Annotated in this window: 28 protein-coding genes and 1 pseudogene; 24 read left to right on the top strand and 5 right to left on the bottom strand. The window is 70.0% G+C overall.

Annotation, left to right across the window (positions count from 1 at the left end; genetic code table 11):
• Positions 1 to 4 precede the first annotated feature (4 nt).
• The 4 genes from AB0P08_RS09500 to prfA all read left to right on the top strand — a co-directional run bounded on the left by AB0P08_RS09500 (position 5) and on the right by prfA (position 5,482).
• On the top strand, positions 5 to 1,309 hold the full coding sequence (locus tag AB0P08_RS09500) for a homoserine dehydrogenase (RefSeq protein ID WP_259954979.1): 1,305 nt from the start codon (positions 5 to 7) through the stop codon (positions 1,307 to 1,309).
• A gap of 5 nt (positions 1,310 to 1,314) precedes the next feature.
• Positions 1,315 to 2,280: a homoserine kinase gene (thrB, locus tag AB0P08_RS09495; protein ID WP_268776566.1), complete on the top strand. Its 966-nt coding sequence runs from the start codon at positions 1,315 to 1,317 to the stop codon at positions 2,278 to 2,280.
• Between the two features lie 143 nt (positions 2,281 to 2,423).
• Positions 2,424 to 4,394 carry a transcription termination factor Rho gene (rho, locus tag AB0P08_RS09490; protein ID WP_363589552.1) on the top strand — a complete coding sequence of 657 codons (1,971 nt, stop codon included), beginning with the start codon at positions 2,424 to 2,426 and terminating at the stop codon, positions 4,392 to 4,394.
• An 8-nt stretch (positions 4,395 to 4,402) separates the two neighbouring features.
• Entirely contained in the window at positions 4,403 to 5,482 is a 1,080-nt protein-coding gene (gene prfA, locus AB0P08_RS09485; protein WP_363589550.1) for a peptide chain release factor 1, read from the top strand.
• Between the two features lie 18 nt (positions 5,483 to 5,500).
• Here the strand turns inward: prfA and AB0P08_RS09480 are convergent.
• Positions 5,501 to 5,641 (bottom strand): annotated as a pseudogene (locus tag AB0P08_RS09480) (two-component system response regulator); the annotation flags it as partial.
• On the opposite strand from AB0P08_RS09480, the gene AB0P08_RS09475 reads away from it, so the two are divergent.
• Both AB0P08_RS09475 and AB0P08_RS09470 read left to right on the top strand, forming a co-directional pair.
• Entirely contained in the window at positions 5,594 to 5,740 is a 147-nt protein-coding gene (locus AB0P08_RS09475) for a hypothetical protein (protein WP_363589692.1), read from the top strand. The pseudogene AB0P08_RS09480 and the gene AB0P08_RS09475 sit on opposite strands and share 48 nt — an antisense overlap.
• Before the next feature lie 31 nt (positions 5,741 to 5,771).
• Positions 5,772 to 5,993 (top strand): hypothetical protein, encoded by a 222-nt coding sequence (locus tag AB0P08_RS09470; protein ID WP_363589548.1) that lies wholly within the window; start codon positions 5,772 to 5,774, stop codon positions 5,991 to 5,993.
• Here AB0P08_RS09470 and epsC read toward each other — a convergent pair.
• Both epsC and cysK read right to left on the bottom strand, forming a co-directional pair.
• Positions 5,981 to 6,550 (bottom strand): serine O-acetyltransferase EpsC, encoded by a 570-nt coding sequence (epsC, locus tag AB0P08_RS09465; RefSeq protein WP_363589546.1) that lies wholly within the window; start codon positions 6,548 to 6,550, stop codon positions 5,981 to 5,983. The two genes, AB0P08_RS09470 and epsC, sit on opposite strands and share 13 nt — an antisense overlap.
• An 8-nt stretch (positions 6,551 to 6,558) precedes the next feature.
• The gene (gene cysK, locus AB0P08_RS09460) at positions 6,559 to 7,497 is read right to left on the bottom strand and encodes a cysteine synthase A (protein WP_363589544.1); all 939 of its coding nucleotides are present in this window, start codon (positions 7,495 to 7,497) and stop codon (positions 6,559 to 6,561) included.
• A gap of 98 nt (positions 7,498 to 7,595) precedes the next feature.
• Between cysK and prmC the strand changes: the two genes are divergently transcribed.
• The 16 genes from prmC to AB0P08_RS09380 all read left to right on the top strand — a co-directional run bounded on the left by prmC (position 7,596) and on the right by AB0P08_RS09380 (position 23,457).
• A complete protein-coding gene (gene prmC / locus AB0P08_RS09455) occupies positions 7,596 to 8,456 on the top strand; it encodes a peptide chain release factor N(5)-glutamine methyltransferase (RefSeq protein WP_363589542.1) in 861 nt (286 codons plus the stop codon).
• A gap of 52 nt (positions 8,457 to 8,508) precedes the next feature.
• Positions 8,509 to 9,204, top strand: a complete 696-nt coding sequence (locus AB0P08_RS09450; protein ID WP_187663817.1) for an L-threonylcarbamoyladenylate synthase — start codon at positions 8,509 to 8,511, stop codon at positions 9,202 to 9,204.
• Positions 9,201 to 10,373: an MraY family glycosyltransferase gene (locus tag AB0P08_RS09445; RefSeq protein ID WP_292797904.1), complete on the top strand. Its 1,173-nt coding sequence runs from the start codon at positions 9,201 to 9,203 to the stop codon at positions 10,371 to 10,373. Before AB0P08_RS09450 ends, AB0P08_RS09445 begins: the two co-directional genes overlap by 4 nt.
• The gene (locus AB0P08_RS09440) at positions 10,370 to 10,888 is read left to right on the top strand and encodes a Cg1360 family ATP-synthase-associated protein (RefSeq protein WP_187663819.1); all 519 of its coding nucleotides are present in this window, start codon (positions 10,370 to 10,372) and stop codon (positions 10,886 to 10,888) included. Before AB0P08_RS09445 ends, AB0P08_RS09440 begins: the two co-directional genes overlap by 4 nt.
• A gap of 111 nt (positions 10,889 to 10,999) precedes the next feature.
• On the top strand, positions 11,000 to 11,821 hold the full coding sequence (gene atpB, locus AB0P08_RS09435) for a F0F1 ATP synthase subunit A (protein WP_136035259.1): 822 nt from the start codon (positions 11,000 to 11,002) through the stop codon (positions 11,819 to 11,821).
• A 43-nt stretch (positions 11,822 to 11,864) separates the two neighbouring features.
• Positions 11,865 to 12,101, top strand: a complete 237-nt coding sequence (gene atpE, locus AB0P08_RS09430; protein ID WP_025103147.1) for an ATP synthase F0 subunit C — start codon at positions 11,865 to 11,867, stop codon at positions 12,099 to 12,101.
• 27 nt (positions 12,102 to 12,128) lie between these two features.
• Positions 12,129 to 12,686, top strand: a complete 558-nt coding sequence (locus tag AB0P08_RS09425; protein WP_025103148.1) for a F0F1 ATP synthase subunit B — start codon at positions 12,129 to 12,131, stop codon at positions 12,684 to 12,686.
• Positions 12,686 to 13,477: a F0F1 ATP synthase subunit delta gene (locus AB0P08_RS09420; protein ID WP_187663820.1), complete on the top strand. Its 792-nt coding sequence runs from the start codon at positions 12,686 to 12,688 to the stop codon at positions 13,475 to 13,477. The genes AB0P08_RS09425 and AB0P08_RS09420 overlap by 1 nt, the downstream gene beginning before the upstream one ends.
• 47 nt (positions 13,478 to 13,524) lie before the next feature.
• A complete protein-coding gene (atpA, locus tag AB0P08_RS09415) occupies positions 13,525 to 15,165 on the top strand; it encodes a F0F1 ATP synthase subunit alpha (RefSeq protein WP_363589539.1) in 1,641 nt (546 codons plus the stop codon).
• 19 nt (positions 15,166 to 15,184) lie between these two features.
• A complete protein-coding gene (locus AB0P08_RS09410; protein WP_187663821.1) occupies positions 15,185 to 16,081 on the top strand; it encodes a F0F1 ATP synthase subunit gamma in 897 nt (298 codons plus the stop codon).
• Between the two features lie 26 nt (positions 16,082 to 16,107).
• Entirely contained in the window at positions 16,108 to 17,562 is a 1,455-nt protein-coding gene (atpD, locus tag AB0P08_RS09405) for a F0F1 ATP synthase subunit beta (protein WP_187663822.1), read from the top strand.
• 2 nt (positions 17,563 to 17,564) lie between these two features.
• Positions 17,565 to 17,825 (top strand): F0F1 ATP synthase subunit epsilon, encoded by a 261-nt coding sequence (locus AB0P08_RS09400; RefSeq protein WP_025103153.1) that lies wholly within the window; start codon positions 17,565 to 17,567, stop codon positions 17,823 to 17,825.
• A gap of 75 nt (positions 17,826 to 17,900) precedes the next feature.
• The gene (locus AB0P08_RS09395; RefSeq protein ID WP_363589537.1) at positions 17,901 to 18,647 is read left to right on the top strand and encodes a YaaA family protein; all 747 of its coding nucleotides are present in this window, start codon (positions 17,901 to 17,903) and stop codon (positions 18,645 to 18,647) included.
• 136 nt (positions 18,648 to 18,783) lie between these two features.
• Positions 18,784 to 19,593 carry a large exoprotein gene (locus tag AB0P08_RS09390; RefSeq protein WP_363589535.1) on the top strand — a complete coding sequence of 270 codons (810 nt, stop codon included), beginning with the start codon at positions 18,784 to 18,786 and terminating at the stop codon, positions 19,591 to 19,593.
• Positions 19,594 to 19,836: 243 nt separating this feature from the next.
• A complete protein-coding gene (locus AB0P08_RS09385; RefSeq protein WP_187663825.1) occupies positions 19,837 to 20,634 on the top strand; it encodes a PP2C family protein-serine/threonine phosphatase in 798 nt (265 codons plus the stop codon).
• A gap of 57 nt (positions 20,635 to 20,691) precedes the next feature.
• The gene (locus AB0P08_RS09380; RefSeq protein WP_363589533.1) at positions 20,692 to 23,457 is read left to right on the top strand and encodes an FtsK/SpoIIIE domain-containing protein; all 2,766 of its coding nucleotides are present in this window, start codon (positions 20,692 to 20,694) and stop codon (positions 23,455 to 23,457) included.
• A gap of 31 nt (positions 23,458 to 23,488) precedes the next feature.
• On the opposite strand, the gene AB0P08_RS09375 is transcribed toward AB0P08_RS09380, so the two are convergent.
• Positions 23,489 to 24,484 carry an asparaginase gene (locus tag AB0P08_RS09375; protein WP_363589531.1) on the bottom strand — a complete coding sequence of 332 codons (996 nt, stop codon included), beginning with the start codon at positions 24,482 to 24,484 and terminating at the stop codon, positions 23,489 to 23,491.
• A gap of 84 nt (positions 24,485 to 24,568) precedes the next feature.
• Here AB0P08_RS09375 and AB0P08_RS09370 point away from each other — a divergent pair, with 84 nt between their 5' ends.
• A complete protein-coding gene (locus tag AB0P08_RS09370; RefSeq protein ID WP_363589529.1) occupies positions 24,569 to 25,066 on the top strand; it encodes an OsmC family protein in 498 nt (165 codons plus the stop codon).
• A gap of 9 nt (positions 25,067 to 25,075) precedes the next feature.
• Here the strand turns inward: AB0P08_RS09370 and AB0P08_RS09365 are convergent, their stop codons facing one another.
• Positions 25,076 to 25,855: a lysophospholipid acyltransferase family protein gene (locus AB0P08_RS09365; protein WP_259953685.1), complete on the bottom strand. Its 780-nt coding sequence runs from the start codon at positions 25,853 to 25,855 to the stop codon at positions 25,076 to 25,078.
• 124 nt (positions 25,856 to 25,979) lie between these two features.
• Between AB0P08_RS09365 and AB0P08_RS09360 the strand changes: the two genes are divergently transcribed.
• Positions 25,980 to 26,942 carry an FKBP-type peptidyl-prolyl cis-trans isomerase gene (locus tag AB0P08_RS09360; protein WP_187663830.1) on the top strand — a complete coding sequence of 321 codons (963 nt, stop codon included), beginning with the start codon at positions 25,980 to 25,982 and terminating at the stop codon, positions 26,940 to 26,942.
• Positions 26,943 to 26,952 lie beyond the last annotated feature (10 nt).

Raw genomic sequence — 26,952 nt, 5'->3', positions numbered from 1 at the left:
ACCCATGACTGACTACAGACGACTTCGCGTGGCGCTGCTGGGCGCCGGAGCCGTCGGCTCCCAGGTGGCGGCCCTCCTGCTCCGCCACGGCGACGAGCTGGCCGACCGCGCGGGTGCCGCGCTGGAGCTGGCGGGCATCGCGGTGCGCAACCTCGACGCGCCCCGCGACGTCGAGCTGCCGAAGGAGCTCTTCACGACCGATGCCGAGTCGCTCATCCTCGGCGCCGACATCGTGATCGAGCTGATCGGCGGGATCGAGCCCGCCCGCACGAACATCCTCCAGGCCATCGGCTCCGGCGCCGACGTGGTCACCGCCAACAAGGCGCTGCTGGCGACCCACGGGCCGGAGCTGTTCGAGGCCGCGGATCGCGTCGGCGCATCGGTGTACTACGAGGCGGCGGCCGCCGGCGCCATCCCGATCATCCGTCCGCTGCGCGACTCGCTCGCCGGCGACCGCGTCGTGCGCATCATGGGGATCGTCAACGGCACCACGAACTACATCCTCGACCGGATGGACACCGAGGGCGCCGACTTCGCCGACGTGCTCGCCGACGCGCAGCGCCTGGGGTATGCGGAGGCCGACCCCACCGCCGACGTCGAGGGCTACGACGCCGCGCAGAAGGCCGCGATCCTCGCCAGCCTCGCCTTCCACACCGCGGTGCCGCTGGAGGCGGTGCATCGGGAGGGCATCACCTCGATCACCGCGTCGATGATCGAGGAGGCCCGCGCGGCCGGCTTCGTCATCAAGCTGCTCGCCGTCTGCGAGCGGATCGAGGCGAACGGCGCCGAGTCCATCTCGGTGCGGGTCTACCCGGCCCTCGTCCCCGTGTCCCACCCGCTCGCCTCCGTGCACGGTGCCAACAACGCCGTCTTCGTCGAGGCGGAGGCCGCCGGCTCTCTCATGTTCTACGGGGCGGGCGCCGGCGGTGTGCAGACGGCCTCGGCCGTCCTCGGCGACGTCGTCTCCGCTGCGCGTCGGCATATCGCGGGCGGCGTCGGCGTGGGCGAGTCCACCCGGGCGAATCTCCCCGTCGTGCCCATCGGCCACGTCACCACGCGGTACCAGATCACCCTCGAGGTCTCCGACGCCCCCGGCGTGCTCGCGACCGTGGCGGGCATCCTCAGCGACGGCGGAGTGTCCGTCGCGACCGTCGTCCAGACCGTCGAGGGCGAGGACGAGCCGACCGCTCGCCTCATCATCGGCACGCACCGTGCGACCGAGCAGGCCCTCAGCGACACGGTGGACGTGCTGGGCGACAGCGACGTCGTCGCCCGTGTGGTGTCCGTCCTCCGGGTGGAAGGCGAGTGACCACGGTGACGGCTACGGCTCCCGCTCCCGAGGAGCACGGCGCCCGCATCGGCCGCACGGTCGAGGTGACGGTGCCGGCGACGAGCGCCAACCTCGGCCCCGGCTTCGACACGCTCGGCCTGGCGCTGAGCATCTACGACCGTCTCGAGGTGACCGCTCTGCCGGAGGGGGAGCTCGAGATCGAGGTCTCCGGTTCGGGCGCCGCCGACATCCCCCGGGATGCGTCCAACCTCATCGTCCGGACGATCGCCTACGTCTTCGCGGACGTCGGCAGGCCGATGCCCGGCCTGCGCATCGTGGCCGAGAACGCGGTCCCGCACGGCCGCGGCCTCGGGTCCTCCGGTGCGGCCGTCGCGGCCGGCGTGCTCGCGGCGAAGGGGCTGCTGGCCGGCGACGTCGACCTCTCCGACACCGATCTGCTGCGCCTCGCGACCGAGCTGGAGGGCCACCCGGACAACGTGGCGCCCGCGCTGTTCGGCGGGCTCACGATCGCGTGGATGGGGGAGCGGGGTCCGCAGCACAAGAAGCTCCTCGTGCATCGGGGCGTCTCGCCCCTGGTCCTCGTCCCGGCCTACACGATGTCGACCTCGCAGGCCCGCTCGCTGCAGCCGCCGCACGTCTCCACGGCCGACGCCGTGTTCAACGTGTCCCGGTCGGCTCTGCTCATCGCGGCGCTGATGCAGAGCCCGGAGCTGCTGCTGGACGCGACCGCCGACCGCCTGCACCAGGACTACCGCGCCGGCGCCATGCCCGAGACGCAGCGCCTCGTGCAGGCGCTGCGGGCCGCCGGATTCGCGGCCGTCGTCTCCGGGGCCGGCCCCAGTGTGCTCGTCCTCGCGGACGGTCCGGGCAGTCGTCTGGACGCCGTGGAGCTGGCCAACCGGGTGACCGACACCCCGTGGGAGGCGCTCCTGCTCGCCGTCGACGTCCGTGGTGGTACAGTGGGGGATCGAGCGGAGGGCTCCACGTAGCATTCGTGAATCTGGCCCCATTGCATCTCTTGCAAGACCCGCACGCGAACCCCTGAGGCCCAAGTGCCGAGGCTGGCTGACGCCGAGCGTCAGCCCGTGCGATCGTGCGCAGCACCCGTTGTGCGCGTTCACGCTCATTTCCCATGACCTATAAGGGAGTACTCGTGGAGAACCTCTCCGAGACCCAGAACGATCAGGCGGCTCCGACCGCCGACGCCCCCGTCGCCGCGCAGGCGACCGAGTCCGCTCCGGCCAAGAAGCGCGCGCCGCGCCGGGCGAGCACCGCGACGGCCGCTGCCAAGGCCGCCAAGGCGGAGGAGTCCGGCACCGCCGATGCTCCCGCCGCTGCCGGCGACTCCGCCGAGGGGGCAGAAGCCGCGCCCAAGGCGAAGGCTCCGCGCCGCACCCGCGCGAAGAAGGCGGACGCCGAGGCCCCCGCCGAGACCGCCGCCGCCGAGCCGGCGCCTGCTGCCGAGGCCGCCGAGTCGCCGGCCGAGGCCCCGAAGTCCGGACGCGGCCGTCGCACGAAGAAGGCGGACGCCGAGGCCCCCGAGGCGAAGACCGAGAAGGCCGAGGCGGCACCGGCCGACGGCGCGACCGAGACGACCGACGCGGGCACCGCCCAGGGCGGCCGCACCAAGAACGACGCGGCGAAGAACGAGCCGAAGAACGACGGCGCTGCCGCGAAGAACGAGGCCGAGGCGGACGCCCCCGCGAAGGACGCGTCCGGCGAGGGAGACAACGGCGACGAGCAGGGTGGTCGAGGCCGCAGCCGCAACCGCAACCGCAACCGCGGCCGCGGGCAGGGCGGCGGTCAGGAGCAGGCGCAGAACGCACCGGCCGACGACGACCAGTCCGGCAACGGCAACGGGCGCAACCGTCAGCGCAACAAGCGTCGCGGTGCCGGCCCGGTCGACGAGTTCGAGACCGAGATCACCGAGGACGACGTCCTCATCCCGATCGCCGGCATCCTCGACGTGCTCGACAACTACGCCTTCGTGCGCACCACCGGCTACCTCGCCGGGCCCAGCGACGTCTACGTCTCGCTCGGCCAGGTCAAGAAGTACAACCTCCGCAAGGGCGACGCGGTCGTCGGCTCCATCAAGCAGCCGCGCGAAGGCGAGCAGCAGGGCCGCCAGAAGTACAACGCCCTCGTCAAGGTCGACTCCATCAACGGCCTCTCGGTCGACGACGCGGCCACCCGCGTGGAGTTCGGCAAGCTCACGCCGCTCTACCCGCAGGAGCGTCTGCGCCTGGAGACGGCTCCGGAGAAGCTGACGCAGCGCATCATCGACCTCGTCGCGCCGATCGGCAAGGGCCAGCGCGGCCTGATCGTCGCGCCCCCCAAGGCCGGCAAGACGATCGTCCTGCAGCAGATCGCCAACGCGATCGCGCAGAACAACCCCGAGGTGCACCTCATGGTCGTGCTCGTCGACGAGCGCCCCGAAGAGGTCACCGACATGGAGCGCACGGTGAAGGGCGAGGTCATCGCCTCCACCTTCGACCGGCCAGCGGAAGACCACACGACGGTCGCCGAGCTCGCGATCGAGCGCGCCAAGCGCCTCGTCGAGCTGGGCCGCGACGTGGTCGTGCTGCTCGACTCGATCACCCGCCTCGGACGCGCGTACAACCTGGCCGCTCCGGCGTCCGGCCGCGTCCTCACCGGTGGCGTCGACGCATCCGCGCTCTACCCGCCGAAGCGCTTCTTCGGTGCCGCCCGCAACATCGAGAACGGCGGATCCCTCACGATCCTCGCCACCGCGCTCGTCGAGACCGGCTCCAAGATGGACGAGGTCATCTTCGAGGAGTTCAAGGGTACCGGTAACAGCGAGCTGCGCCTGTCCCGCCAGCTCGCCGACAAGCGCATCTTCCCGGCGGTGGACGTGAACGCGTCCAGCACCCGCCGCGAGGAGATGCTCCTCTCCGCCGACGAGGTCAAGATCACCTGGAAGCTGCGCCGCGCTCTCGCCGGCCTCGACCCGCAGCAGGCGCTGGAGGTCGTGCTCGGCAAGCTCAAGGAGACCCACTCCAACGTGGAGTTCCTCGTCCAGATGCAGAAGTCGATCCCGACGCTGCCCTCGGGCGCCCACGGGCACGACAACAACATCCGCTGAGGCCCGACGTGTTCGAGTCCGTCCAGACTCTGATAGACGAGCATCGCCGGGTCCAGGAGGAGCTCTCCGACCCGGCGGTGCACGCCGACGCGACCCGCGCCAAGCGTGTCAACCGTCGGTACGCCGAGCTGTCGCGCATCGTCGCGGCGCACGAGGCGTGGACGGGCGCCGTCGATGATCTGGAGGCGGCGCGCGAGCTCGCCAGGGAGGACGAGGCGTTCGCCGCCGAGGTCCCCGCGCTGGAGGAGGGCGTGCAGACCGCGCAGGAGCGCCTCCGACGACTCCTCATCCCGCGCGACCCCGACGACGCCCGCGACGTGATCATGGAGATCAAGGCGGGGGAGGGCGGCGCCGAGTCGGCGTTGTTCGCCGCGGACCTGCTGCGCATGTACGTGCAGTACGCCGCGTCCAAGGGGTGGAAGACCGAGCTGCTCGAGCGCAACGAATCCGACCTCGGCGGCTACAAGGACGTCCAGGTCGCCATCAAGGGCTCCTCGTCCGACCCTGCACAGGGCGTCTGGGCGCACCTGAAGTACGAGGGCGGCGTGCACCGCGTGCAGCGGGTGCCGGCCACGGAGTCGCAGGGACGCATCCACACGTCCACGACCGGCGTGCTCGTGTTCCCCGAGGTGGACGAGCCCGAGGAGATCCAGATCGATCAGAACGATCTGAAGATCGACGTGTTCCGTTCATCGGGCCCCGGCGGCCAGTCGGTGAACACCACCGACTCCGCGGTCCGGATCACCCACGTGCCGACCGGCATCGTCGTGTCTATGCAGAACGAGAAGTCGCAGTTGCAGAACCGTGAGGCCGCGATGCGCGTGCTGCGCGCCCGACTGCTCGCCAAGCAGCAGGAGGAGCTCGACGCGGCAGCCTCCGACGCGCGCAAGTCGCAGATCCGCGGCATGGACCGCTCGGAGCGCATCCGTACCTACAACTTCCCGGAGAACCGGATCGCGGATCACCGGACCGGGTTCAAGGCGTACAACCTCGATCAGGTCATGGACGGTGCGCTCGACCCCATCATCGAGAGCGCCATCGCCGCCGACGAAGAAGCACGCCTCGCCGCCGTCGGCTCCGAGGGCTGAGCACCCCCGCGAACGGGGTCAGGTGCGCCTCGCGCATCGATGCTCGGGACGCCCGGTCGACCCGTAACGCAGCCGCACCTCGACGACGGTCCGCGCAGCGAGAGCGGCGAGGTGTCGTTGCGCCGTGGCGCGGGAGATGCCGACCCGTTCCGCGACCTCCACCACTGCAAGGTGCCGTGGCGCGCGGTCATCGTGTCGCTCGTGATGCGGGGGATCGGCATCCTTATGGGCTCCGTCCCCTTCTTCGTCGCGCAGTGACCCCGGGAGCAGGCCGCGCTAGGCTCGCCCCGTGATCACACTCCTGTATCGCGGGGCACTCATGGTCGTCGTGCTGCTGCCCATCGGGGGTCTGCGCATCGTCGACCTGACGGGGTGGCTGCCGGGTGCCGTCATCGTCTGGCTGGTGACGGCGCTCGGCAGCGTGCTGCTGCCGCTCGTCTTCCTGCGTCGTCGGATGGGGGGCCGCAGCGGACACCGCTCCGGTCGCCGGGCGGCGCGTCAGATGGAGTAGTCCGGGGCAGTCAGCAGGGCCCTGGTGTCCTCTCCGGCGGTCCGCTGGCGCGGCTTCGCGGGAACGCCGACGAGCACGCTGTCGGCGGGTGCGTCCTTGGTGACCACGGCGTTGGCGCCCACGACGGAACGGGCTCCGACCGTGACGGCGCCGAGGATCTTCGCCCCTGCGCCCACGGCGACGCCGTCCTGCAGGGTGGGGTGCCGTTTGCCGACGTCCCGTGTCCGACCGCCGAGGGTCACGCCGTGGTACATGAGTACGTCATCGCCGATCTCCGCGGTCTCGCCGATCACCACGCCCATGCCGTGGTCGATGAAGAAGCGCCGTCCGATCCGGGCTCCCGGGTGGATCTCGACGCCGGTCAGCCAGCGGGACACCTGCGACCCGGCACGGGCGAGGAGCCGGAAGCGTCGCCGCCACAGCGCGTGGGAGACGCGGTGCGCCCAGACAGCATGCAGGCCGGGGTAGAGCAGAGCCACCTCGATTGCGGTGCGCGCGGCCGGATCTCGAAGGCGCGCGGCGGCGATGTCCTCGCGCATTCGCCCGATCATGCCCATCGACGGCCTCAGTCCTCGCGCAGATCCTCGAACAGGGCGGTGGAGAGGTACCGCTCGCCGGTGTCCGGGATGATCACGACGATGGTCTTGCCGGTGTTCTCCGGGCGTGCGGCGACGGTCAGCGCGGCCGAGACGGCGGCACCGGAGGACATGCCGACCAGCAGTCCCTCCTTCGCCGCGAGCTCGCGGGCCACGCGCAGGGAGTCCTCGAACTCCGCGGTGATGATCTCGTCGAGCACCTCGCGGTCGAGGATGTCGGGCACGAAGTTCGGGCCGATGCCCTGGATCTTGTGCGGTCCGGGGTGCCCCTCGGTGAGGACGGGGGAGTCCTTCGGCTCGACGGCGATGACCTGGACCTCGGGCTTCGCCGCCTTCAGCGCCTGGCCGGTGCCGGTGACCGTCCCGCCCGTGCCGACGCCGGCGATGAAGATGTCGACCGCGCCGTCGGTGTCCCGGAGGATCTCCTGCGCGGTGGTCTCGCGGTGGATCTGCGGGTTCGCCGCGTTCTCGAACTGGCGGATCCAGACGGCGCCGGAAGTCTCGTCGACGATCCGCTTGACCTCCTCGATGGCCCCCTTCATGCCCTTGGTGGGGTCGGTGAGGACGATCTCCGCGCCGAACGCCTTGAGCAGCACACGACGCTCCTTCGACATCGACGCGGGCATGGTGAGGATGACGCGGTAGCCGCGGGCGGCGCCGACCATGGCGAGGGCGATGCCGGTGTTGCCGCTCGTGGACTCCACGATGGTGCCGCCGGGGGAGAGCTCACCCGCGGCCTCCGCCGCATTGATCATGGCGATGCCGATGCGGTCCTTCACGCTGGACGCCGGGTTGTAGTACTCGAGCTTCGCGAGCACGGTGGCACCGAGGCCCTCGGTCACGCGGTTGAGGCGGACGAGCGGCGTGTTGCCGAAAGCGGTGGTGATGTCGGGGTGGATGCCGGACATGGGGGAGCCCTTCCTGTGCGGGTGCGCTGCCGATCCAGCCTAGGCGAGCCCGAGGGGGGACGGGGCATTGTGACGTGCGCGCACTCTACGCTGGAGCCATGCCCGACCTCTCCCTCGCTGCGGCCGTGCGCGCCGCGGCGCAGCGTCTCGCCGACGCCGGCGTCCCCGACCCCCTCGTCGACGCCGAGCTGCTCGCCGGACACGTCCGAGGACAGCGTCGCGGGGAGGTGCAGGCGGCCATCGTCCGGGGCGACAGGCTCGACGACGACGACGCGACCGCCTTGGACGCGCTCGTCGCCCGACGCGCAGGCCGTGAGCCCCTGCAGCATCTCACCGGCACCGCACCGTTCCGGCATCTGGAGCTCGCGGTGGGCCCTGGTGTCTTCGTCCCCCGGCCCGAGACGGAGACCGTGGCGCAGTATGCGATCGACGCCCTTCTGGGATCGGGCGATCCGTCCCCCATCGGCGTCGATCTCGGCACGGGCAGCGGGGCGATCGCGCTCGCGATGGCGACCGAGGTGCCGCACGCCCGGGTGTACGCCGCGGAGATCTCCCCGGAGGCGCACGCCTGGGCCCGTCGCAACGTCGAGGGTGTCGAGAACCTCACGCTCGTGCTGTCCGATCTCGCCGATGCCTTCCCCGAACTGGACGGCACAGCCGCGGTCGTCATCTCGAACCCTCCGTACGTCCCCGCTCAGGCGATCCCGCGCGACCCCGAGGTCCGGCTGTTCGACCCCGCCCTCGCGCTCTACGGCGGAGAGGACGGGCTGGACGTCGTCCGTGTGCTCAGCACCAGGGCTCTGCGTCTGCTGCGGCCGGGGGGCACACTGGTGATCGAGCACGGAGAACTGCAGGGCTCCCCGATCCGCGAGCTGCTCGCGGCCGACGGATGGCGGGCCGCGGCCACCCATCGCGATCTGACGCTGCGCGACCGCGCCACCACCGCCGTCCGCCCCTGATCAGCAGACGTCGAGCTCGTCCCGAACCCGCCCCGCGTAGAATCGAACCGTCATGTCCCCCATCTTCGACTGCAGCGACGAGGCGCAGCTGCTCGCCGGGATGCGCAATGCGCGCCAGGCGATCGGCCGCGGCGACCTCATCGTCATCCCCACCGACACCGTCTACGGCGTCGCCGCCGACGCCTTCTCGCCGCCCGCGGTGCAGCGCCTCCTGGACGCCAAGGGTCGCGGCCGCAATCAGCCGCCGCCCGTGCTCGTCGGCACGAAGGAGACGCTGACGGCCCTCGCGGAGGCTGTTCCGGAGCCCGTCCAGCGTCTCGTCGACGCGTTCTGGCCCGGGGGGCTCACGATCGTGCTGCCGGCGCAGCCCTCGCTGGTGTGGGATCTGGGGGAGACCAAGGGCACGGTCGCCGTCCGCATGCCCGAGGGGCGGGTGGTGCTCGAGCTGCTGGCCGAGACCGGACCGCTCGCGGTGTCCAGTGCCAACCTCACCGGCAAGGCGGCAGCGATCTCCGCGCTCGACGCGGAGAAGATGCTGGGCGACAGCGTCGCGGTGTATCTGGACGACGGCATGAGCAAGGACGGCGTCGCGTCCACGATCATCGATGCGACCTCGCTCGTCCGCCGCGCGGGTGACGCCGAGCAGGGCGTCGTCCGGATCCTGCGGGACGGCGTCGTGACCAGGGAGCAGCTGCGCGAGGTCCTGGGCGACCTGCTCGAGCCGGACCCGCAGGACGAGGATTCGTGAAGCAGTACCTCTTCACGATCATCGTCACCGCCGCGATCACCTTCGTGCTGACCTGGGCGGTGTGGCGGCTGAGCCTCCGCTTCAAGCTGTATCCCGGCATCCGCGAACGCGACGTGCACACCACGCCCACGCCCCGACTCGGCGGCGTCGCGATCTTCCTCGGCATCGTCGCCGCCTTCGCCGTGTCCGCCACGAACCCGTTCTTCCAGAGCATCTGGACGCCGCCGCAGACCATGTGGTCGATCCTCGCGGCCGCTCTGCTCATCGCCGTGATCGGGGTCATGGACGACCTCTGGGACATCGACTGGATGATCAAGCTGGGCGCGCAGTTCCTCGCCGCCGGGATCATCACGGTGGGCGGTGGCCTGCAGATCCTCTCCCTTCCGTTCGGCGACCTGATCGTCGTGTCGAGCTGGCTGAGCATCACGATCACCATGTTCGCGATCGTGATCGTCATGAACGCCGTGAACTTCATCGACGGTCTCGACGGTCTCGTCGCCGGCGTCTGCCTGATCTCGAACGGCGTCTTCTTCGCATACTCGTACATCTTCACGCGGGACTCCGGGGCGTCGAGCTACTTCAACCTCTCCACGTTCCTCGCCGCGGTCCTCATCGGCGCCTGCCTCGGTTTTCTCCCGCTGAACTGGAGCCCGGCGAAGCTGTTCATGGGCGACTCCGGTGCTCTCGTGATCGGTCTGCTCATGGCGACCTCGGCCATCGCGATCACCGGGCAGATGGATCCGTCCGCCCTGGACCCGGAGCGCCTGGGGCGTTCGCAGCTGGTCGGCGCCTTCCTGCCGATCCTGCTCCCGTTGCTGGTCGTGCTCCTCCCGCTGTTGGACTTCGGCCTCGCCGTGCTGCGTCGGATGAGCGCGGGGCGATCGCCGTTCTCGCCGGACCGCAAGCACCTGCATCACCGGATGCTCGACCTCGGCCACCGCGACCGCGACGCGGTCCTGATCTTCTACGCCTGGACGGCCGTCATCTCCCTCGCCGTCCTCCTGATGTACGTCGGCGCCCGAGAGGACTGGCCCGGCCAGTACCTTCCGGGTGTCGCGTTCGGGGTCGTCGGCATCGCCGCATGCCTCGTCATCACCCTGAGTCCCACCCGCCGACGCAAGACCGCCGCGGGCGTCGCGCCCGACCCGATCCCCCTGGAGCCCCGATGAGTCCGAGCCCCGTTTCCAGCACCCCGATCCTGCGTCGCACCCTCGTCTGGTCGGCGGTGGCCACCGTCGTGCTGGCGCTCGTCGCCGGCGGGATCGGCTTCGCCGTCGCGCAGGGGGAGGGGCTGGTCAGCGGTCTCCTCGGTGTCCTCCTCGCCGCGCTGTTCCTCGGGATCACCGGGCTGAGCATCCTCATCGCCAACCGGTGGTACGGCGATCCCCTGTACGTGCAGCTCTTCTTCGCGATCGTGCTGGGCGGGTGGCTGCTGAAGCTCGGGGTCTTCGTCGTCGTGATGATCCTGCTCGCCGGACAGCCGTGGATCGAGCCGATGGTGTTCTTCCTGTCGATCGTCGCGGGGGTGCTCATGTCCCTCATCATCGACGTCGTCGTTCTCACCCAGATGCGGCTGCCCAACGTCAGCGACACCACGCTCCCCACCGAGGTGCCGGAGGACCGCGCCCCCGGAGCGGTGAACGATGCCTCCGACGGCCCTGCGGACGCGGCCCCGCGGTCTTAGGGCACCCTTGGATTCTGATAGTGTTGAGGAGTGCCCGCCGCTCGCCCGCGAGCGCTTGCGCTGTGTAGCACACCGACCATCGTCGCCCCGGTTCTGACCGGTGCCCCGAAGCTGGAGCCCGCGCTGTTTAATCTTGCTGCGACCCTGACCCCCCGACTCGCGTCCTCTGATGGCGAGTTCCACGGCCCTTCGATCGATGAGTTCTTCCCGGAGATCCTCTTCCACGTCGGACCCATCCCGGTCAACCGGATCCACCTGATCCAGTTGCTCTCGGTGATCGCCGTCGTCCTGATCCTGTGGCTCGGCACCCGCCGCATGAAGGTCGTGCCCGGCCGGTTCCAGAGCCTTGTCGAGATGGGCCTCGGCTTCGTCCGCGGCGGCATCGCGCACGACCTGCTCGGCCGCAAGGACGGCGACCGCTTCCTGCCGATCCTCACCACGATCTTCTTCATGGTGCTGTTCATGAACGTGACGGGCATCATCCCGTTCCTGAACATGCCGGGAACGGCGATCATCGCGGTGCCGCTCACGCTCGCCGTGGTCAGCTACGTCACGTTCATCTACGCCGGCATCAAGAAGAGCCCGAAGAACTTCTTCAAGAATGCGCTCTTCCCGTCCGGCGTGCCGTGGCCGGTCTACTTCATCGTCACGCCGATCGAGCTCATCTCGACGTTCATCATCCGCCCGGTGACCCTCACCCTGCGACTGCTGATGAACCTCGTCGTCGGCCACATGATCCTGGTCCTCTGCTTCGCGGCGACCCAGTTCTTCTTCTTCACCGCGGGCGGCGGCTGGGCTGCCCTCGGTATCGGAACCCTCGCCTTCGGCGGTGCCTTCACTCTCTTCGAGATCCTGGTCGCCGTCCTGCAGGCCTACGTCTTCACCGTCCTCACCGCGGTCTACATCCAGCTCGCGGTCGCAGAAGAGCACTGAGCGGGCGGGCAACAGCCCTCCCACCCAACGAAAGGAAAAACCCGTGGACGCAACTACGGTTCTCGCTGAAATCAACGGCCACCTCGCGGCGGTCGGCTACGGCCTCGCGGCCATCGGCCCGGCCATCGGTGTGGGCATCGTGGTCGGCAAGACCATCGAGGGCGTCGCCCGTCAGCCCGAGCTGGCCGGTCGCCTGCAGGTCCTCATGTGGATCGGTATCGCCTTCACCGAGGCGCTTGCGTTCGTCGGCATCGCCGTCGGATTCATCCCCTTCCCGTAATCCCCACCGACTTCTGAAGGAGACAGGATGCTGAACGCTCTTGTCACGAACCTCGCGGCTGAGGGTGAGGCGGCGAACAACCCGCTGATCCCCGCGTGGTACGACATCATCTGGTCGGGCTTCTGGTTCCTCATCATCCTCGCCGTCGTGTGGAAGGTCGCCCTTCCTCGTCTGACGAAGATGCTCGACGAGCGGTCCGCCGCCATCGAGGGCAACATCGCCAAGGCCGATGAGGCGCAGAAGCAGGCGGAAGCGGCTCTCGAGGAGTACACCCGACAGCTGGCCGAGGCACGCACCGAGGCCGGTGAGATCCGTGAGGCCGCCCGTGAGGACGGCAAGAAGATCATCGCCGAGGCGAAGGAGACCGCAGCCAGCGAGGCCGCGCGTCTGACCGCCACCGCGCACACGCAGATCGAGGCAGAGCGCCAGACGGCTCTCGTCTCCCTGCGCAGCGAGGTCGGCTCGCTCGCTCTGGACCTCGCCGGCGGCGTGGTCGGCGAGACGCTCTCCGACGACGCCCGCGCGGCCGCCGTGGTCGACCGCTTCCTCGCCGATCTCGAAGCATCCGAGAAGGCGGCTCAGTAATGGGCAGCGCGACCGCTCAGGCACTCGCGGCATCCACTCAGACGCTTGCCGCAGCGAAGGACGTCACCCTCGAGACCGCGCGCGAGCTGTTCGCGGCCGCGCGGGCCGTGGGCGAATCGTCTCAGCTGAGCGGCGCGCTGGCTGACCCCTCGGCTCCGACCTCGGCGCGGCAGAACGTCGTGTCCGCGGTGTTCGGGCAGTACGGCTCCGCGGCGCAGGATGTCCTGCGCACCGCTGTCGCCGAACGCTGGTCGAACGCCTCCGAGCTGATCGACGGTCTCGAGGAGCTCGCGATCCGGGCGGCGACCATCGCCGAGCCCGGCGCGGACATCGAGGGCGAGCTCTTCGGCTTCTCGCGGGTGATCGCGGCGAACCCGGAGCTCGAGCTCGCGCTCGGCAGCCGGCTCGGGGGAGAGGACGCCAAGGCCGCCCTGGTCGAGCGTCTCCTCGTCGATGCCTCCGCCAGCGCTCCGACGGCCCTCATCGTCACGTCCCTCGTGCGTCAGCCGCGCGAGCGCCGGGTGCGGCAGTTGCTGAGCCGGGCGATGCGTATCGTCTCGAACCAGCGCGGTCGCCTCGTGGCCACGGTGCACACGGCGACCGAGCTCAGCGACGCGCAGCGCACGCGACTCGGCCAGACGCTCTCGCAGCGATACGGCGGCCAGGTGTCCCTCAACGTCGTCATCGACCCCAGCGTCGTCGGAGGCCTGCGTGTGCAGATCGCCGATGACGTCATCGACGGCAGCATCTCCGCACGACTCGCCGACCTTCGCCAGAAGCTCGCGGGCTAACACGACTTCGCGCGGGGAACCGCGCACCCAGATACAAAGGGAAGACAATGGCAGAACTATCGATCAGCCCCGACGTCATCCGTGACGCGCTGAAGGATTTCGCCGCCGCGTACGAGCCCACCGGGGCCGCGGCGACCGAGGTCGGCACCGTCATCGACGCCGCCGACGGCATCGCTCACGTCGAGGGACTTCCCGGCGTGATGGCGAACGAGCTCGTGACCTTCGCCGACGGCACCAAGGGTCTCGCGCTGAACCTCGACGAGCACGAGATCGGTGTCGTCGTCCTCGGCGACTTCACCGGCATCGAGGCCGGTCAGGAAGTCACCCGCACGGGTGAGGTCCTCTCCGTCCCGGTCGGTGACGGCTACCTGGGCCGCGTCGTCGACCCGCTCGGCAACCCGATCGACGGCCTCGGCGCGATCGCGACCGAGGGCGTCCGCGAGCTCGAGCTCCAGGCCCCCGGCGTCATGCAGCGCAAGTCGGTGCACGAGCCCATGCAGACCGGCATCAAGGCCATCGACGCGATGATCCCGGTCGGCCGCGGCCAGCGCCAGCTCATCATCGGCGACCGCCAGACCGGCAAGACGGCCATCGCGATCGACACGATCATCAACCAGAAGGCCAACTGGGAGTCGGGCGACGTCAACAAGCAGGTCCGCTGCATCTACGTCGCCATCGGTCAGAAGGGCTCGACCATCGCTTCGGTGAAGGGCGCGCTCGAGGAGGCCGGCGCTCTGGAGTACACCACGATCGTGGCGGCTCCGGCATCCGACCCCGCCGGCTTCAAGTACCTCGCTCCGTACACCGGTTCGGCCATCGGCCAGCACTGGATGTACGGCGGCAAGCACGTCCTCATCATCTTCGACGACCTGTCGAAGCAGGCCGAGGCCTACCGTGCCGTCTCCCTGCTGCTGCGCCGCCCGCCGGGCCGCGAGGCCTACCCTGGCGACGTCTTCTACCTGCACTCCCGTCTGCTCGAGCGGTGCGCGAAGCTGTCCGACGAGCTCGGTGCGGGTTCGATGACCGGTCTTCCGATCATCGAGACCAAGGCGAACGACGTCTCGGCGTACATCCCGACCAACGTGATCTCGATCACCGACGGCCAGATCTTCCTGCAGTCCGACCTCTTCAACGCCAACCAGCGTCCTGCGGTCGACGTGGGTATCTCGGTGTCGCGTGTCGGTGGTGACGCTCAGGTGAAGTCGATCAAGAAGGTCTCCGGAACGTTGAAGCTGGAGCTGGCGCAGTACCGCTCGCTCGAGGCGTTCGCGATGTTCGCATCGGACCTCGACGCCGCTTCGCGTCGTCAGCTCTCGCGCGGTGCCCGTCTGACCGAGCTGCTCAAGCAGCCGCAGTACTCGCCGTACCCGGTGGAGGAGCAGGTCGTCTCGATCTGGGCCGGCACCAACGGCAAGTTCGACTCGATCGAGGTCGAGGACGTGCTGCGTTTCGAGCGCGAGCTGCTCGACTACCTGCGTCGCAACACGAAGGTGCTCGACACCCTGCGGGAGACCAACGCGCTGGACGACGCCACCGTCGCCGAGCTCGACAAGCAGACCGACAACTTCCTCCTGGAGTTCCAGGGCGGCAAGGGCCACGCCATCGGCGCCCCTGGCCACGAGGAGCACGCTGCGGCCGAGGCCGAGGACGTCAACCAGGAGAAGATCGTCAAGGGTCGTCGCGCGTAACCGCGTGAGGTACTGATTCATGGGCGCTCAACTCAGGGTCTACAAGCAGAAGATCTCTTCTGCTCAGACGACCAAGAAGATCACGAAGGCGATGGAACTCATCGCGGCTTCGCGCATCCAGAAGGCGATGGCACGCGTCAAGGCGTCCACCCCCTTCGCGCGGGCCGTGACGAGGGCCGTGTCCGCCGTCGCGACGCACTCGAACGTCGACCACCCGCTCACCCGCGAGCCCGAGACGATCCGCCGCTCCGCGGTCGTGATCTTCTCGTCGGACCGCGGTCTCGCCGGAGCCTTCAACTCGCAGATCCTCCGTGAGGGTCTCGAGGTGGCGGAGCTCCTGCGCGAGCAGGGCAAGGAGCCGGTGTTCTACCTCGTGGGCCGCAAGGCCGTCGGGTACTTCCAGTTCCGTCGCATCGCGGCCGCTGCAGAGTGGACCGGCGACACCGACACCCCCTCGTTCCACACGGCGGAGGAGATCTCGCAGACGCTTCTCGAGGCCTTCAACCGTGGCGGCGAGGACGGCGGCGTCGACGAGATCCACCTCGTGTACAACCGCTTCGTCAGCATGATGACGCAGTCGCCGGAGTCCGTGCGCCTGCTGCCGCTGGAGATCGCGGAGGCCGACGACTCGGAGGCGGGCAGCACCGTCTACCCGCTGTACGAGTTCGAGCCCGACGCCGAGACGGTGCTCGACGCGATCCTGCCGGTGTACATCCAGAGCCGCGTCTTCAACGCCCTCCTGCAGTCGTCCGCCGCCAAGCAGGCCGCGACGCAGAAGGCGATGAAGTCGGCCAGCGACAACGCCGACAAGCTCATCACCGACTACACCCGCCTGCGCAACAACGCGCGTCAGGCCGAGATCACCCAGCAGATCGCCGAGATCGTCGGTGGCGCCGACGCTCTCGCATCGAGCTGACAGACCCTCAGGAAAGAGACGAAGAAATGACCACCACCGCCACGGCTGAGCAGCCGGCGACCGCGGTCGTCGGGCGCGTCGCCCGCGTCAACGGTCCGGTTGTCGACATCGAGTTCCCGCACGACTCGATCCCCGACATCTACAACGCCCTGAAGACCACCATCGTGATGGGCGAGGAGTCCACCGAGATCACGCTCGAGGTCGCGCAGCACCTCGGCGACGACCTGGTCCGCGCCATCGCCCTGAAGCCGACCGACGGCATCGTCCGCGGTCAGGAGGTGCGCGACACCGGTGAGGCCATCTCGGTCCCCGTCGGCGACGTGACCAAGGGCAAGGTCTTCAACGTGATCGGCGAGGTGCTGAACCTCGAGCCCGGCGAGACCATCGAGGTCACCGAGCGCTGGCCGATCCACCGCAAGGCCCCGAACTTCGACCAGCTCGAGTCGAAGACGCAGATGTTCGAGACGGGCATCAAGTCGATCGACCTCCTCACCCCGTACGTGCTGGGTGGCAAGATCGGTCTCTTCGGTGGTGCCGGTGTCGGCAAGACCGTCCTCATCCAGGAGATGATCCAGCGCGTCGCGCAGGACCACGGTGGTGTGTCGGTGTTCGCCGGTGTCGGTGAGCGCACCCGTGAGGGCAACGACCTCATCCACGAGATGGAGGAGGCGGGCGTCTTCGACAAGACCGCCCTCGTCTTCGGCCAGATGGACGAGCCGCCGGGGACGCGTCTGCGCGTCGCCCTGTCGGCTCTGACGATGGCGGAGTACTTCCGTGACGTGCAGAAGCAGGACGTGCTGCTCTTCATCGACAACATCTTCCGCTTCACGCAGGCCGGTTCCGAGGTCTCCACGCTGCTGGGCCGCATGCCCTCCGCCGTGGGTTACCAGCCGAACCTCGCCGACGAGATGGGCCTCCTGCAGGAGCGCATCACCTCGACGCGCGGTCACTCGATCACCTCGCTGCAGGCGATCTACGTGCCGGCCGACGACTACACCGACCCGGCCCCGGCCACGACCTTCGCGCACCTCGACGCGACGACCGAGCTCTCCCGTGAGATCGCGTCGAAGGGTCTGTACCCGGCCATCGACCCGCTGACCTCGACGTCGCGCATCATGGACCCCCGCTACTTGGGCGAGGACCACTACCGCGTGGCCACGACGGTGAAGCAGATCCTCCAGAAGAACAAGGAACTGCAGGAGATCATCGCCATCCTCGGTGTCGACGAGCTCTCCGAGGAAGACAAGATCGTCGTGTCGCGTGCACGTCGCATCCAGCAGTTCCTCTCGCAGAACACCTACATGGCGAAGAAGTTCACGGGCGTCGAGGGCTCGACCGTGCCGCTGAAGGAGACCATCGAGTCGTTCGATGCGATCACCCGGGGTGACTTCGACCACGTCGCCGAGCAGGCCTTCTTCAACGTCGGTGGCATCTCCGACGTGGAGGAGCGCTGGGCGCAGATCCAGAAGGAGAACGCCTGACCATGGCGCTGCATGTCAGCCTCGTCTCCGCCGACGCGGAGGTCTGGACGGGAGAGGCGAGCCTCGTCGTCGCCAAGACCGTCGAGGGCGAGATCGGCTTCATGTCCGGTCACGAGCCGGTGCTGGCCATCCTCGCCGAGGGTCAGGTCCGGATCACCCAGACGGATGGCGCCAAGGTGCTGGCGAACGCGCAGGACGGCTTCCTCTCCATGGAGGGCGACGTCCTGACGATCGTGGCCGGCAACGCGGCACTCATCTCCTGACAGTCCTGTACATCGCGTCCGCCTCGACACCCGCCCGGGTGTCGAGGCGGACGTGTCTCTTTCCCCTGAGGTCCCATGAAGATCCTGCTTCCGCCGTCCGAGACCAAGCGCGAGGGCGGTGACGGCGGTCCGCTGGATGTGCCCGCGCTGGCACTCCCGGACCTCACACCGCAGCGGACCGCCGTGATCGACGCTCTCGTGGCTCTCGCCGCCGATGAGGACGCGAGCCGGCGCGTGCTGAAGCTGAGCGATCGGCAGCGGGGGGACATCGCGCACAACCGTGTCGTGAGGAGCGCGCCCACGATGCCCGCGGTGGACCGCTACACCGGTGTGCTCTTCGACGCCCTCGACGCGGGGTCGCTCTCGACCGCCTCCCGTCGCTGGCTGGACGCCCACGTGTGGATTCACAGCGCTCCGTTCGGCCCGGTCGCGGCCCTGGACGCGATCCCGACCTATCGCCTGGCAGCCGGCACCACGCTTCCGGGGATGCCGCCGCTGCGTCGCCACTGGGCCGATCCGACGGCGGCGGCGATCGCGGCCGATGCCCCGGCTTTCGTGCTCGATCTGCGCAGCGAGGCGTACGCGGCACTCGGACCCGTGCCGGCCGGGGTGCCGTCCGTGTACGTGCGGGTCGTCACGGCGCAGGGGAGGGCGCTGAACCACTTCAACAAGAAGTCCAAGGGGCTGCTCGTCCGGGCACTGGCCGAGGACCGGCCGCGTCTCGGCTCGCTCCGAGGGCTGCACCGGTGGGCGCGGGCGCACGACGTCGTTCTGCGGGACGGCACCGCACCGGGGGAGATCGAGCTGGTCGTCGCCGACTGACGGTCTCGAGGCCGGCGAATCGCCCCCGGCGGTCGTTGCCGCCCCCTGGGCGCACCGCTACCATGTCCAATGCGAGGCGGGGAGTCTCGTGGCGGGGGACGAGAGCCGTCTCCCCTGACCAGAGAATGTGAGCCTCATGGGTTACGACGACTACGGAGCGGGCTATCTCGGCCTGCTCTTCGCCTACTTCTTCGTCATTCTGCTGATCGCGGTCGCCGGGTACGTCCTGGTGTCGCTCTTCTACATGAAGATCTTCCAGAAGGCCGGCGTGCAGGGCAACTGGCGTGCCTGGGTGCCCGTCTACAACATGATGATCTTCTTCAAGCTCGGTGACCTGAGCCCGTGGCTCGTCCTGTACGGCATCGCCGGCACGGCCCTGCTGAGCTGGATCGGCATCGGCTTCCTGTTCTCGCTCGCGCTCTCGGTGCTCTCGGTCATCGCCGCGTGGCGCGTGGGCCTCAAGCTCCAGAAGGACGCCGTCTGGGTCGTCCTCTACATCTTCCTCTCCGTCGTCTGGCTCGGTATCAACGCGTTCGACAAGTCGCGCTGGAACCCGAACATCCAGCCGGCCTCCTGGGCGGGTAACGGCTTCCTCGGCGACCGCACGGTGTGGGACGGCATTCCCGTCCAGCCGGCAGCGGCCGCCCCGCAGCAGGGCTACGGTGCGCCGCAGGGATATGGGGCACCGCAGGGCTACGGCACCCCGCCGCAGGGCTACGCGCCGCCGACGCAGGCGTACACGCCGCCTTCGGCACCCGGCTACGCGCCGCCCGCCGGCCCCGCCGCCCCGGCGACGGGTGCGCCGATCCCTCCGGTGCCGCCCACGACGCCTCCTGCGCCTCCCGCGGCTCCGCCCACGACGCCTCCGGCCCCGCCCGCGGCTCCTCCCGCCGCTCCTCCGGCGCCGCCGACCACACCGAACGATCCCACGCAGCCGCCTGCGTGACGACGTGAGGAGAACCCCCGGTCTTCGGATCGGGGGTTCTTCGCGTCTGTGGCTCCTCCGTGTCCCCACATGCCGCTAACGTGGAGACATGGACTCGTCGCAGCGGAGGGAAGTCGTCCCTCCTCCCGTCGCCCCGCGCCCCGTCCACCGCCATCCCGGTGCGGTCCCGAGGAGCGAGTTCCACTACGATGTGTGAGTATCCTGCGCCCGCCCCATCCGCCGCAGGTCCATCGGAGGCAGTTCGTGGCTGAGACCAAGACGCACACCCTCACGGTTGCGCATCGTCCGTTGCGGCTGTCCTGGGCCGGCGTCACCGACCAGGGGCGCCGCCGGGAGACGAATCAGGACGCCCTCCTCGCCGAGTACCCGCTCTTCATCGTCGCGGACGGCATGGGAGGTCATGCCGGCGGCGAGATCGCCAGCCAGAGCACGGTCGCGCGCCTGCGGGCGATGGTCGATGCCGACGACGTCACCCCCTCCGCGATCGAGAAGGCTCTCGCGCTCGCGGTGGACGACATCGCCGAGCACCCGGACACCACCGACGAGGGGACCGGCACCACGCTCACCGGCGTCTACCTGGACGAACAGGGAGACGAGCCGCACTGGGTGGCGCTGAACATCGGTGACTCGCGCGTGTACCTGCTGCGCGACGACCGGCTGCTGCAGGTCACGACCGATCACTCCGTCGTGCAGGAGCTCATCACCGCCGGCAAGCTCAGTCCCGAAGAGGCGGAGGGCCACCCGTACAGCAACGTGATCACCCGCGCGGTCGGTGCGAGCGAGCTCACGGCGCCGGACTACGTCACCATCGACGTGCGGCCGGGCGACCGTTTCGTCATCTGCTCCGACGGTCTCACGAAGGAGCTCACGGACTACGGCATCCAGCACTTCCTCCGCGCTCATGCCGACCCCGCGGAGAGCGTCGACGCGATGCTCGCGGCGGCCCTCGACAACGGAGGGCGCGACAACGTCACCGTGATCGTTCTGCAGGTCGACGATCCCGAGGATCCTTCCTCCCCACCCGCGGACTCGGGGGAGTAGCGCTCCGGACCCTGTGGAGAGGCCCTATCCGCCCCGGCGGTGAGCTCCACTGGAGGCATGCACTCCTCGCCCCTGGTCCTCCCGTCCGCCATGGCGCCGGCCCGGCGGCGCCCGCTTCCCCTCATCGCCGCCGTCGTCCCCGTGGGAGTCGGTCTGGCTCTCTGGTTCACGACCGGCGCGCTGCATGCGCTCTGGTTCGCGGCTCTCGGGCCCTTGATGCTGGGCGCGTCGCTCCTCGACGCGGCCCGCGGACGTCGTCGCGAACGGCGAGCCGAGGCGCTCCGGATGGACGCCGCATGGGCAGAGGTCGAAGCGCAGCTGCACCGCCGCCACGCGGAGGAGCGCGCAGACGAGGAACGTCGTCACCCGGATGCCGCCTCGTGTCTGCGCAGCCGCCCGTTGCAGGATGCCCGGCCGCCCGACCACGACACTCCGCTCGTCGTGGGACGCGGATCCCGGGTCAGCACCGTGCGCTGCGAGGGCGGTGACGACGAGCGCGCCGAAGCGTTCCGCCGCCGGTGCGGTGTCCTGGAAGACGCGCCGCGGGTCGTCCTCCTCGGTCGAGGAGTATGCCTGCGCGGCCCGGAGCCGCTCACCAGGGCCGTGGCACGCGCGCTCATCGTCCAGCTCTGCCTGCGCTTCTCCCCGAGTGTGCTCTCCCTCGTCGGCGACCCGGCGCGGGACGGGGCGCTGGCGGGCTTCCCGCACATGCAGCAGGCGCGACGCGGTGGTTTCCGGCTCGCCCTCGCAGAGGAGGCCGCATCGGCCCCGAGCGCCGATGCGGTGATCTGGACCCTGCCGACCGGTGCGGACGTTCCGGACGGCATCACGACGGTGGTCGACATCGTGGAACCCGGTGCGGCGACTCTGCGCACCCCGGACGGCGAGGACGGGGTGGACGTCGAGTACCTGTCGTCGGCGCAGGCGACGGCGGCCGCCGAGCTGTGGGGCGGGAAAGGGTCCGCGACGGAGGCGACCGGGGCGGCGGTGGCGCTCCGGGACCTTCCGCAGCCACCGGTGGGCCCAGGCCTCCTCGTGGCGCTCGGCCGCGGAGCACACGATGCCCCGGTGACGGCCGACATCGTCGAGGACGGCCCGCACGCGATCGTGACGGGGATGACGGGGACAGGCAAGAGCGAACTCCTCATCACATGGGTCGCCGCCGTCTGCGCGAGGTACGGGCCGGAGCGGGTGAGTGTCCTCCTCGCGGACTTCAAAGGAGGGACGGCCTTCGATCGCCTGCGGGAGCTGCCGCAGGTCGTCGGCGTCCTCACGGACCTCGACGAGACGGAGGCGCGGCGCGGCGTCGCCAGCCTGGCCGCAGAGATGCGCCGCCGTGAGGGTGCCCTCGCGGCGGCGCAGGCGCGCGACGTGCGTGAGACCGACCTTCCCCGACTCCTGATCGTCGTCGACGAGTTCGCCGCCCTGCTGCAGGAGCACACAGAGCTGGCGGCGGTGTTCACCGACGTCGCGGCGCGGGGGCGCGCCCTGGGCATGCACCTGGTCCTCGGCACGCAGCGCGCCGCCGGGGTCATCCGCGATGCGCTCGCGACGAACTGCCCGCTGCGGCTGAGCCTGCGCGTCGCCGAGACTTCTGACAGCAGGGCGATGCTCGGCACCTCCGGCGCCGCCGAGCTTCCCGGCGGAGCGGAGGGCCGAGGCCGTGCGCTCCTCCGTCGCCCGCAGGACGACGAGCCGCTGCCGGTGCGCATCGCCCTCACCGATGACGACGTCATCCGACGGATCGCGCAGCGATGGGCGGGAGCGCCGACGTCTCCACCTCCGTGGCGACCCGCTCTCCCGACGCGCCTGCCGCTCGACGCGCTGCTGACCGCTCGGGCAGGGTCCGCGCGTTCGGAAGCCGGGCCCTGCCTGGTGCTCGGACGCGCTGACGAGCCCGAGAATCAGGCGCAGCCGCTGGAGGTTCTGCATCCTGGCCGCGACCGCGGGCTCGTGGTCCTCGGCGCCCCGGGAACGGGGCGGACGACAGCCTTGCGTGTGATCGCGGCGCAGCATCGCCACAGCGCGTGGTTCCCGGATGATCCCGAAGCGGCCGTCGACCTGCTTGCCGCGTGGGTCGAGGGCGGCACGGCGCCACCCGACGTCGTGCTCGCGGATGATCTCGATCTGCTCCACGCGCGCCTGCCTCTCGACGTCGGCCACGAGTTCGTCCAGCGGTGGGAGCAGCTGGTGCGATCATCGGCCACCGTCACCTGGGTGCTCGCGGCCGGTCGGGCGACGGGTCCGCTGGCCCGCGTGCTGGAGGCACTCCCGCGTCGGGCCCTGCTGCGGATGCCGACCCGCGTCGAGCACATCGCCGCGGGCGGCGAGGTCGCTCACTTCCGACGCGATCGTCCGCCGGGGAGGGCCGTGTGCGGAGAGCGGGAGATGCAGTTCGCCTGGGTCGAGGGTCCCGGGGTGGAGTCGCGCTCCGGAGAGCTGCGGGGGAGCACGCCGGTGTGGGTGCCGCAGGCGGAGATCACGGCGTTGGTCACCCCGGGCGTCGTCGGCGTCGTCGCGGCGTTGGCGGCCGCGCATCCCGACTGCGACGTACAGGCGGTGGGTCCGGAGGTGAGCGGAACGGGGCGACCGCTCGTGCTGGTGGGCGATGCCGAGAACTGGCAGCGTCAGTGGGCACTGTGGCAGCGGGTGCGATCGCAGGGGGAGGTGCTCATCCGGGCGGAGCGGCCCGGCGAGCTCCGCCAGCTCGTCGGCATCCGCGCTCAGCCGCCGTACGCGCGACCGGACGCCGGGCGGGCCTGGTCCGTGATCGGAGACCGCCCTCCCCGGCGGGTGGTCCTCCCGGCGCTGGACCGGCGATGACGGTCAGCGGCACGGGGACGACGAGGTCGGGTCAGATGCCCGCACCCGGACGGATCGCGCCGACGTTCGCGCCGCCTCCGAGCACCGTGAGCGGCAGGGGGTCGGCCAGTCCGGTCACGTCGGCGTCGCTGAGCCCGCCCGCGCGTGCCAGCAGCGTGGCGGCCACGATCGTGGACGCGCGTGCGCCGCCGTCGAGCATCTTCAGCGCCACCGTGGTCCCGTTCGGGGCGACCATCACCATGACACCCTCCGCGCCGCCCTTGGCGAAGACTCCGAGCCGTTCGATCGCGATCGTGTCAGGGCGCCCGGGGCCGTCGATGGTCCAGGGGTTCTCGCGCACCGCCTTCACCAACGAGCCCGCCACGCGGTGCAGCGCGAAGGGGGAGCGCTCGGAGGCGGTTCCGATGCGGTGGATCGCGCGGGCCAGTCCGGTGAGGCTGAGCGCGTACACGGGGGCACCGCAGCCGTCGATCGCGGTGTGGGCCATCTTCTCGCCGGTCAGCCGGGCGATCACATCGCGGATGTGCGCCTGGAGCGGATGCGAGGGGTCGAGGTAGCCGTCGGTCGGCCAGCCCGTCGCGACGCAGGCGCGGAGCATCGCGGCGTGCTTGCCCGAGCAGTTCATGCGGATGCGCGCCTCCTGGCCGTGCTCGCGCACCATCTCATCGCGGGTCGCGGAGTCGCTCGGCCAGGCGGGAGGACACGCGAGGTCGTCCTCGTTGAGGCCGCCCGCGGTGAGCATCTCGCGCACGACCTCGGCGTGCCGATCGGTGCCGGAATGGCTCGCCGTCGACAGAGCCAGCTGCTCGCCCTCGAGTACCGCACCGGCGGTGAGGCAGGCGACCGCCTGCAGGGGCTTCAGGCTGGAACGGGGGAGGATCAGCGCATCCGCATTCCCGTGCCGCGCGACCACCTCGCCCTCGGGGGAGAGCACCACGGCCGCCCCGGCGTGACGCGACTCGATGAAGCCGCTCCGCTCCACGACGGCGAGCTCGACGGAATCCTGAACGGTGAGAGTCTCCAGCACCCGACAACTCTACCGGCGGGTCCGGCCCAGCCTGGTCGGGTACCGAGTCGGCGCCGTGTCGGCTGCACCTGGCAGACTGAGCGCATGCCAGAGCAGACGACTCAGCGGTCCCTCGGCGAGCACCGCTACGCCCTCACCGCCACCTGGACCGGCAACACCGGATCCGGCACGAGCGGCTACCGGGACTACCGCCGCGATGTCACGATCGAAGTCGCGGGCAAGCCCGAGCTGCTCGCCTCCTCCGACAAGCCGTTCCGCGGCGATCCGGCGCGGTGGAATCCGGAGGATCTGCTGCTGGCCTCGCTCTCCGAGTGCCATCTCCTGTCGTACTTGCACGCCTGCGTGACGGCCGGAGTGGTGGTCGTGTCCTACCGGGACACCGCGAGCGGCCTGATGCGCGAGAACGGCGCCGGCGGCGGTTCCTTCGTCGAGGTGCTGCTGCGCCCGGAGGTCGTCGTCGCCGAGGCCTCGATGATCGAGGCGGCCGAGCGCGCGCACGCTCAGGCGAACGAGTGGTGCTTCATCGCCAACTCGGTCAACTTCCCCGTCCGGCACGAAGCGACGGTGACGGCCGCCGGCTGAACGGACTCCTCAGCGGCGTTCGTGCGGGAGCGCCTGCTTGATCTTCTCGATCGTGTTCTGAGCCGGCGCCTCGTTGTAGGTGCCCGCGAGCTCCTGTCCGGAGAGCGCGTGGATCGCGGCCATGATCTCGTCGGTCGCGAGCCGGCGCGCGCGGCCGCTCGTGGCCGGTCCGTGCGGCGACAGATCCAGGGGCTCGCCGAAGCGCACGGTGATCCGCTCGGACAGCGTGGGCATCTTGGCGCCGACCGGCATCACCTTGTCGGTGCCGATGAGTCCCACCGGGACGACGGGTGCTCCCGTCTGCAGAGCGAGGAAGGCCACGCCCGTGCGGCCCTTGTACAACCGGCCGTCGGTGGAGCGGGTGCCCTCAGGGTAGAGCGCGACGGCGAGGCCCTCGTCGAGGAGCTGACGCTGCAGGTCTAGGGCGTCCAGCGCCGCCTGGCCGGCGCCGCGGCGGACCGGGATCGCACCGATCGCCTCGAAGAACGTCTTGGACGCCCAGCCCTTCATGCCGGTGCCCTCGAAGTAGCTCGACTTGGCGAGGAAGTGCACGGGACGCGGAGCCGCCACCGGGATGGCGATGGAGTCGATGAACGACAGGTGGTTGCTGGCGAAGATCACCGGGCCGGTGGTGGGGACGTGCTCACGTCCTTCGATACGCGGCCGGTAGACGAGCCGGGCGAGCGGGGCGATGAGGCTGCGGCCCAGCGTGTAGGTGAAGCCGGCGTGCCGGGGCTTCGGGGAGTCCTCTGAGGGGGTTTCGGGGTCCACGGACTGCTCAGAGCTCATCAGAGCAGGCTACTCCCGGATCCATGCCGACGTGGGAATGAAGACTCGCACCGCCGCTTCCCAGCGCGAGCAAAGGGCGATGAGGCAGGATGGAAGCTCCCGCCCGCGATCGTGAGGTCTTCCTGTGCGCACCCGTCCGCTGCTCGTCCTGTCCACCGTCGCTGCGGCGACCCTGCTGCTGGCGGGATGCTCCGGGAACGGCGATCCGCAGAGCACCTCCTCTCCGGACGCCTCCGGGTCGAGCCAGTGCCTCGTGAACGCGAAGGCCGGCGACACCTCGGACGCCATCGAGGTGGACGGCGAAGGTCTCGACGCCAAGATCACGGTTCCCGCCGATGCGGAGTTCGCGAACGTCGAGCGGACCGTCGTGTCCGAGGGCGAGGGAGACGACCTCGCGGCGAACGACCTCGTCTCCGTCCAGTATCAGATCGTCGATGCCGCCAGCGGCGACGTGGTCGACTCGTCGGCGCGCGGCGAGGACGGCACGCTCCCCGTGCTCCTCGACCCGAACCAGTCGTCGCTGTTCGTCGCCGCGCTCGAGTGCGAGCCGGTCGGATCCCGCGTCGTCCTCGCCATCCCCGGCAGCGCGCTCGGTGAGGGGCAGAGCAACATCGTCGTCTACGCGGAGGCCGTCGACCGGCTCCCCGAGGTCGCCTCCGGCAAGGAGGTCGAGCCGACCGCCGGCATGCCCGAGGTCGAGCTCGACGACGATGGCAAGCCGTCCGTCACGATCCCGGACGGCGATGCGCCGACCGAGACGAAGGTCTCCGTCCTCAAGCAGGGCGACGGCGCAACGGTGGCGTCCGGCGACCTCGTCGTGGTCCAGTACCTCGGGGTGAAGTGGTCCGACGGCGAAGAGTTCGACTCCAGCTGGAGCCGCGATGCGGCCCCCGCCCAGTTCCAGACGACGGGAGTCGTCGCCGGGTTCCAGAAGGCGCTCGAGGGTCAGAAGGTCGGTTCGCAGGTTCTCGTCGTCATGCCGCCGTCCGATGGCTACGGCGCGAGCGAGGGGCACGAGCTGCAGGACGAGAGCCTCGTGTTCGTCGTCGACATCCTCGCCACGACTCCGGTCCAGCCGCAGCAGTAGCCGCGGCAGT

This window comes from Microbacterium meiriae (genome assembly GCF_040686935.1).
Classification (GTDB): domain Bacteria; phylum Actinomycetota; class Actinomycetes; order Actinomycetales; family Microbacteriaceae; genus Microbacterium; species Microbacterium meiriae.
Note: the sequence above shows the minus strand (reverse complement) of the source record. Positions and strands in the feature narration are given on the sequence as shown.

Coding starts and splice junctions, on each gene's coding strand:
- AB0P08_RS09500 (WP_259954979.1), top strand. CDS start 5: ATGACTGACTACAGACGACTTCGCGTGGCGCTGCTGGGCGCCGGAGCC.
- rho (WP_363589552.1), top strand. CDS start 2,424: ATGACCTATAAGGGAGTACTCGTGGAGAACCTCTCCGAGACCCAGAAC.
- epsC (WP_363589546.1), bottom strand. CDS start 6,550: ATGGGCATGATCGGGCGAATGCGCGAGGACATCGCCGCCGCGCGCCTT.
- cysK (WP_363589544.1), bottom strand. CDS start 7,497: ATGTCCGGCATCCACCCCGACATCACCACCGCTTTCGGCAACACGCCG.
- prmC (WP_363589542.1), top strand. CDS start 7,596: ATGCCCGACCTCTCCCTCGCTGCGGCCGTGCGCGCCGCGGCGCAGCGT.
- AB0P08_RS09450 (WP_187663817.1), top strand. CDS start 8,509: ATGTCCCCCATCTTCGACTGCAGCGACGAGGCGCAGCTGCTCGCCGGG.
- AB0P08_RS09440 (WP_187663819.1), top strand. CDS start 10,370: ATGAGTCCGAGCCCCGTTTCCAGCACCCCGATCCTGCGTCGCACCCTC.
- AB0P08_RS09425 (WP_025103148.1), top strand. CDS start 12,129: ATGCTGAACGCTCTTGTCACGAACCTCGCGGCTGAGGGTGAGGCGGCG.
- AB0P08_RS09420 (WP_187663820.1), top strand. CDS start 12,686: ATGGGCAGCGCGACCGCTCAGGCACTCGCGGCATCCACTCAGACGCTT.
- atpA (WP_363589539.1), top strand. CDS start 13,525: ATGGCAGAACTATCGATCAGCCCCGACGTCATCCGTGACGCGCTGAAG.
- AB0P08_RS09410 (WP_187663821.1), top strand. CDS start 15,185: ATGGGCGCTCAACTCAGGGTCTACAAGCAGAAGATCTCTTCTGCTCAG.
- atpD (WP_187663822.1), top strand. CDS start 16,108: ATGACCACCACCGCCACGGCTGAGCAGCCGGCGACCGCGGTCGTCGGG.
- AB0P08_RS09400 (WP_025103153.1), top strand. CDS start 17,565: ATGGCGCTGCATGTCAGCCTCGTCTCCGCCGACGCGGAGGTCTGGACG.
- AB0P08_RS09395 (WP_363589537.1), top strand. CDS start 17,901: ATGAAGATCCTGCTTCCGCCGTCCGAGACCAAGCGCGAGGGCGGTGAC.
- AB0P08_RS09390 (WP_363589535.1), top strand. CDS start 18,784: ATGGGTTACGACGACTACGGAGCGGGCTATCTCGGCCTGCTCTTCGCC.
- AB0P08_RS09380 (WP_363589533.1), top strand. CDS start 20,692: ATGCACTCCTCGCCCCTGGTCCTCCCGTCCGCCATGGCGCCGGCCCGG.
- AB0P08_RS09370 (WP_363589529.1), top strand. CDS start 24,569: ATGCCAGAGCAGACGACTCAGCGGTCCCTCGGCGAGCACCGCTACGCC.
- AB0P08_RS09365 (WP_259953685.1), bottom strand. CDS start 25,855: ATGAGCTCTGAGCAGTCCGTGGACCCCGAAACCCCCTCAGAGGACTCC.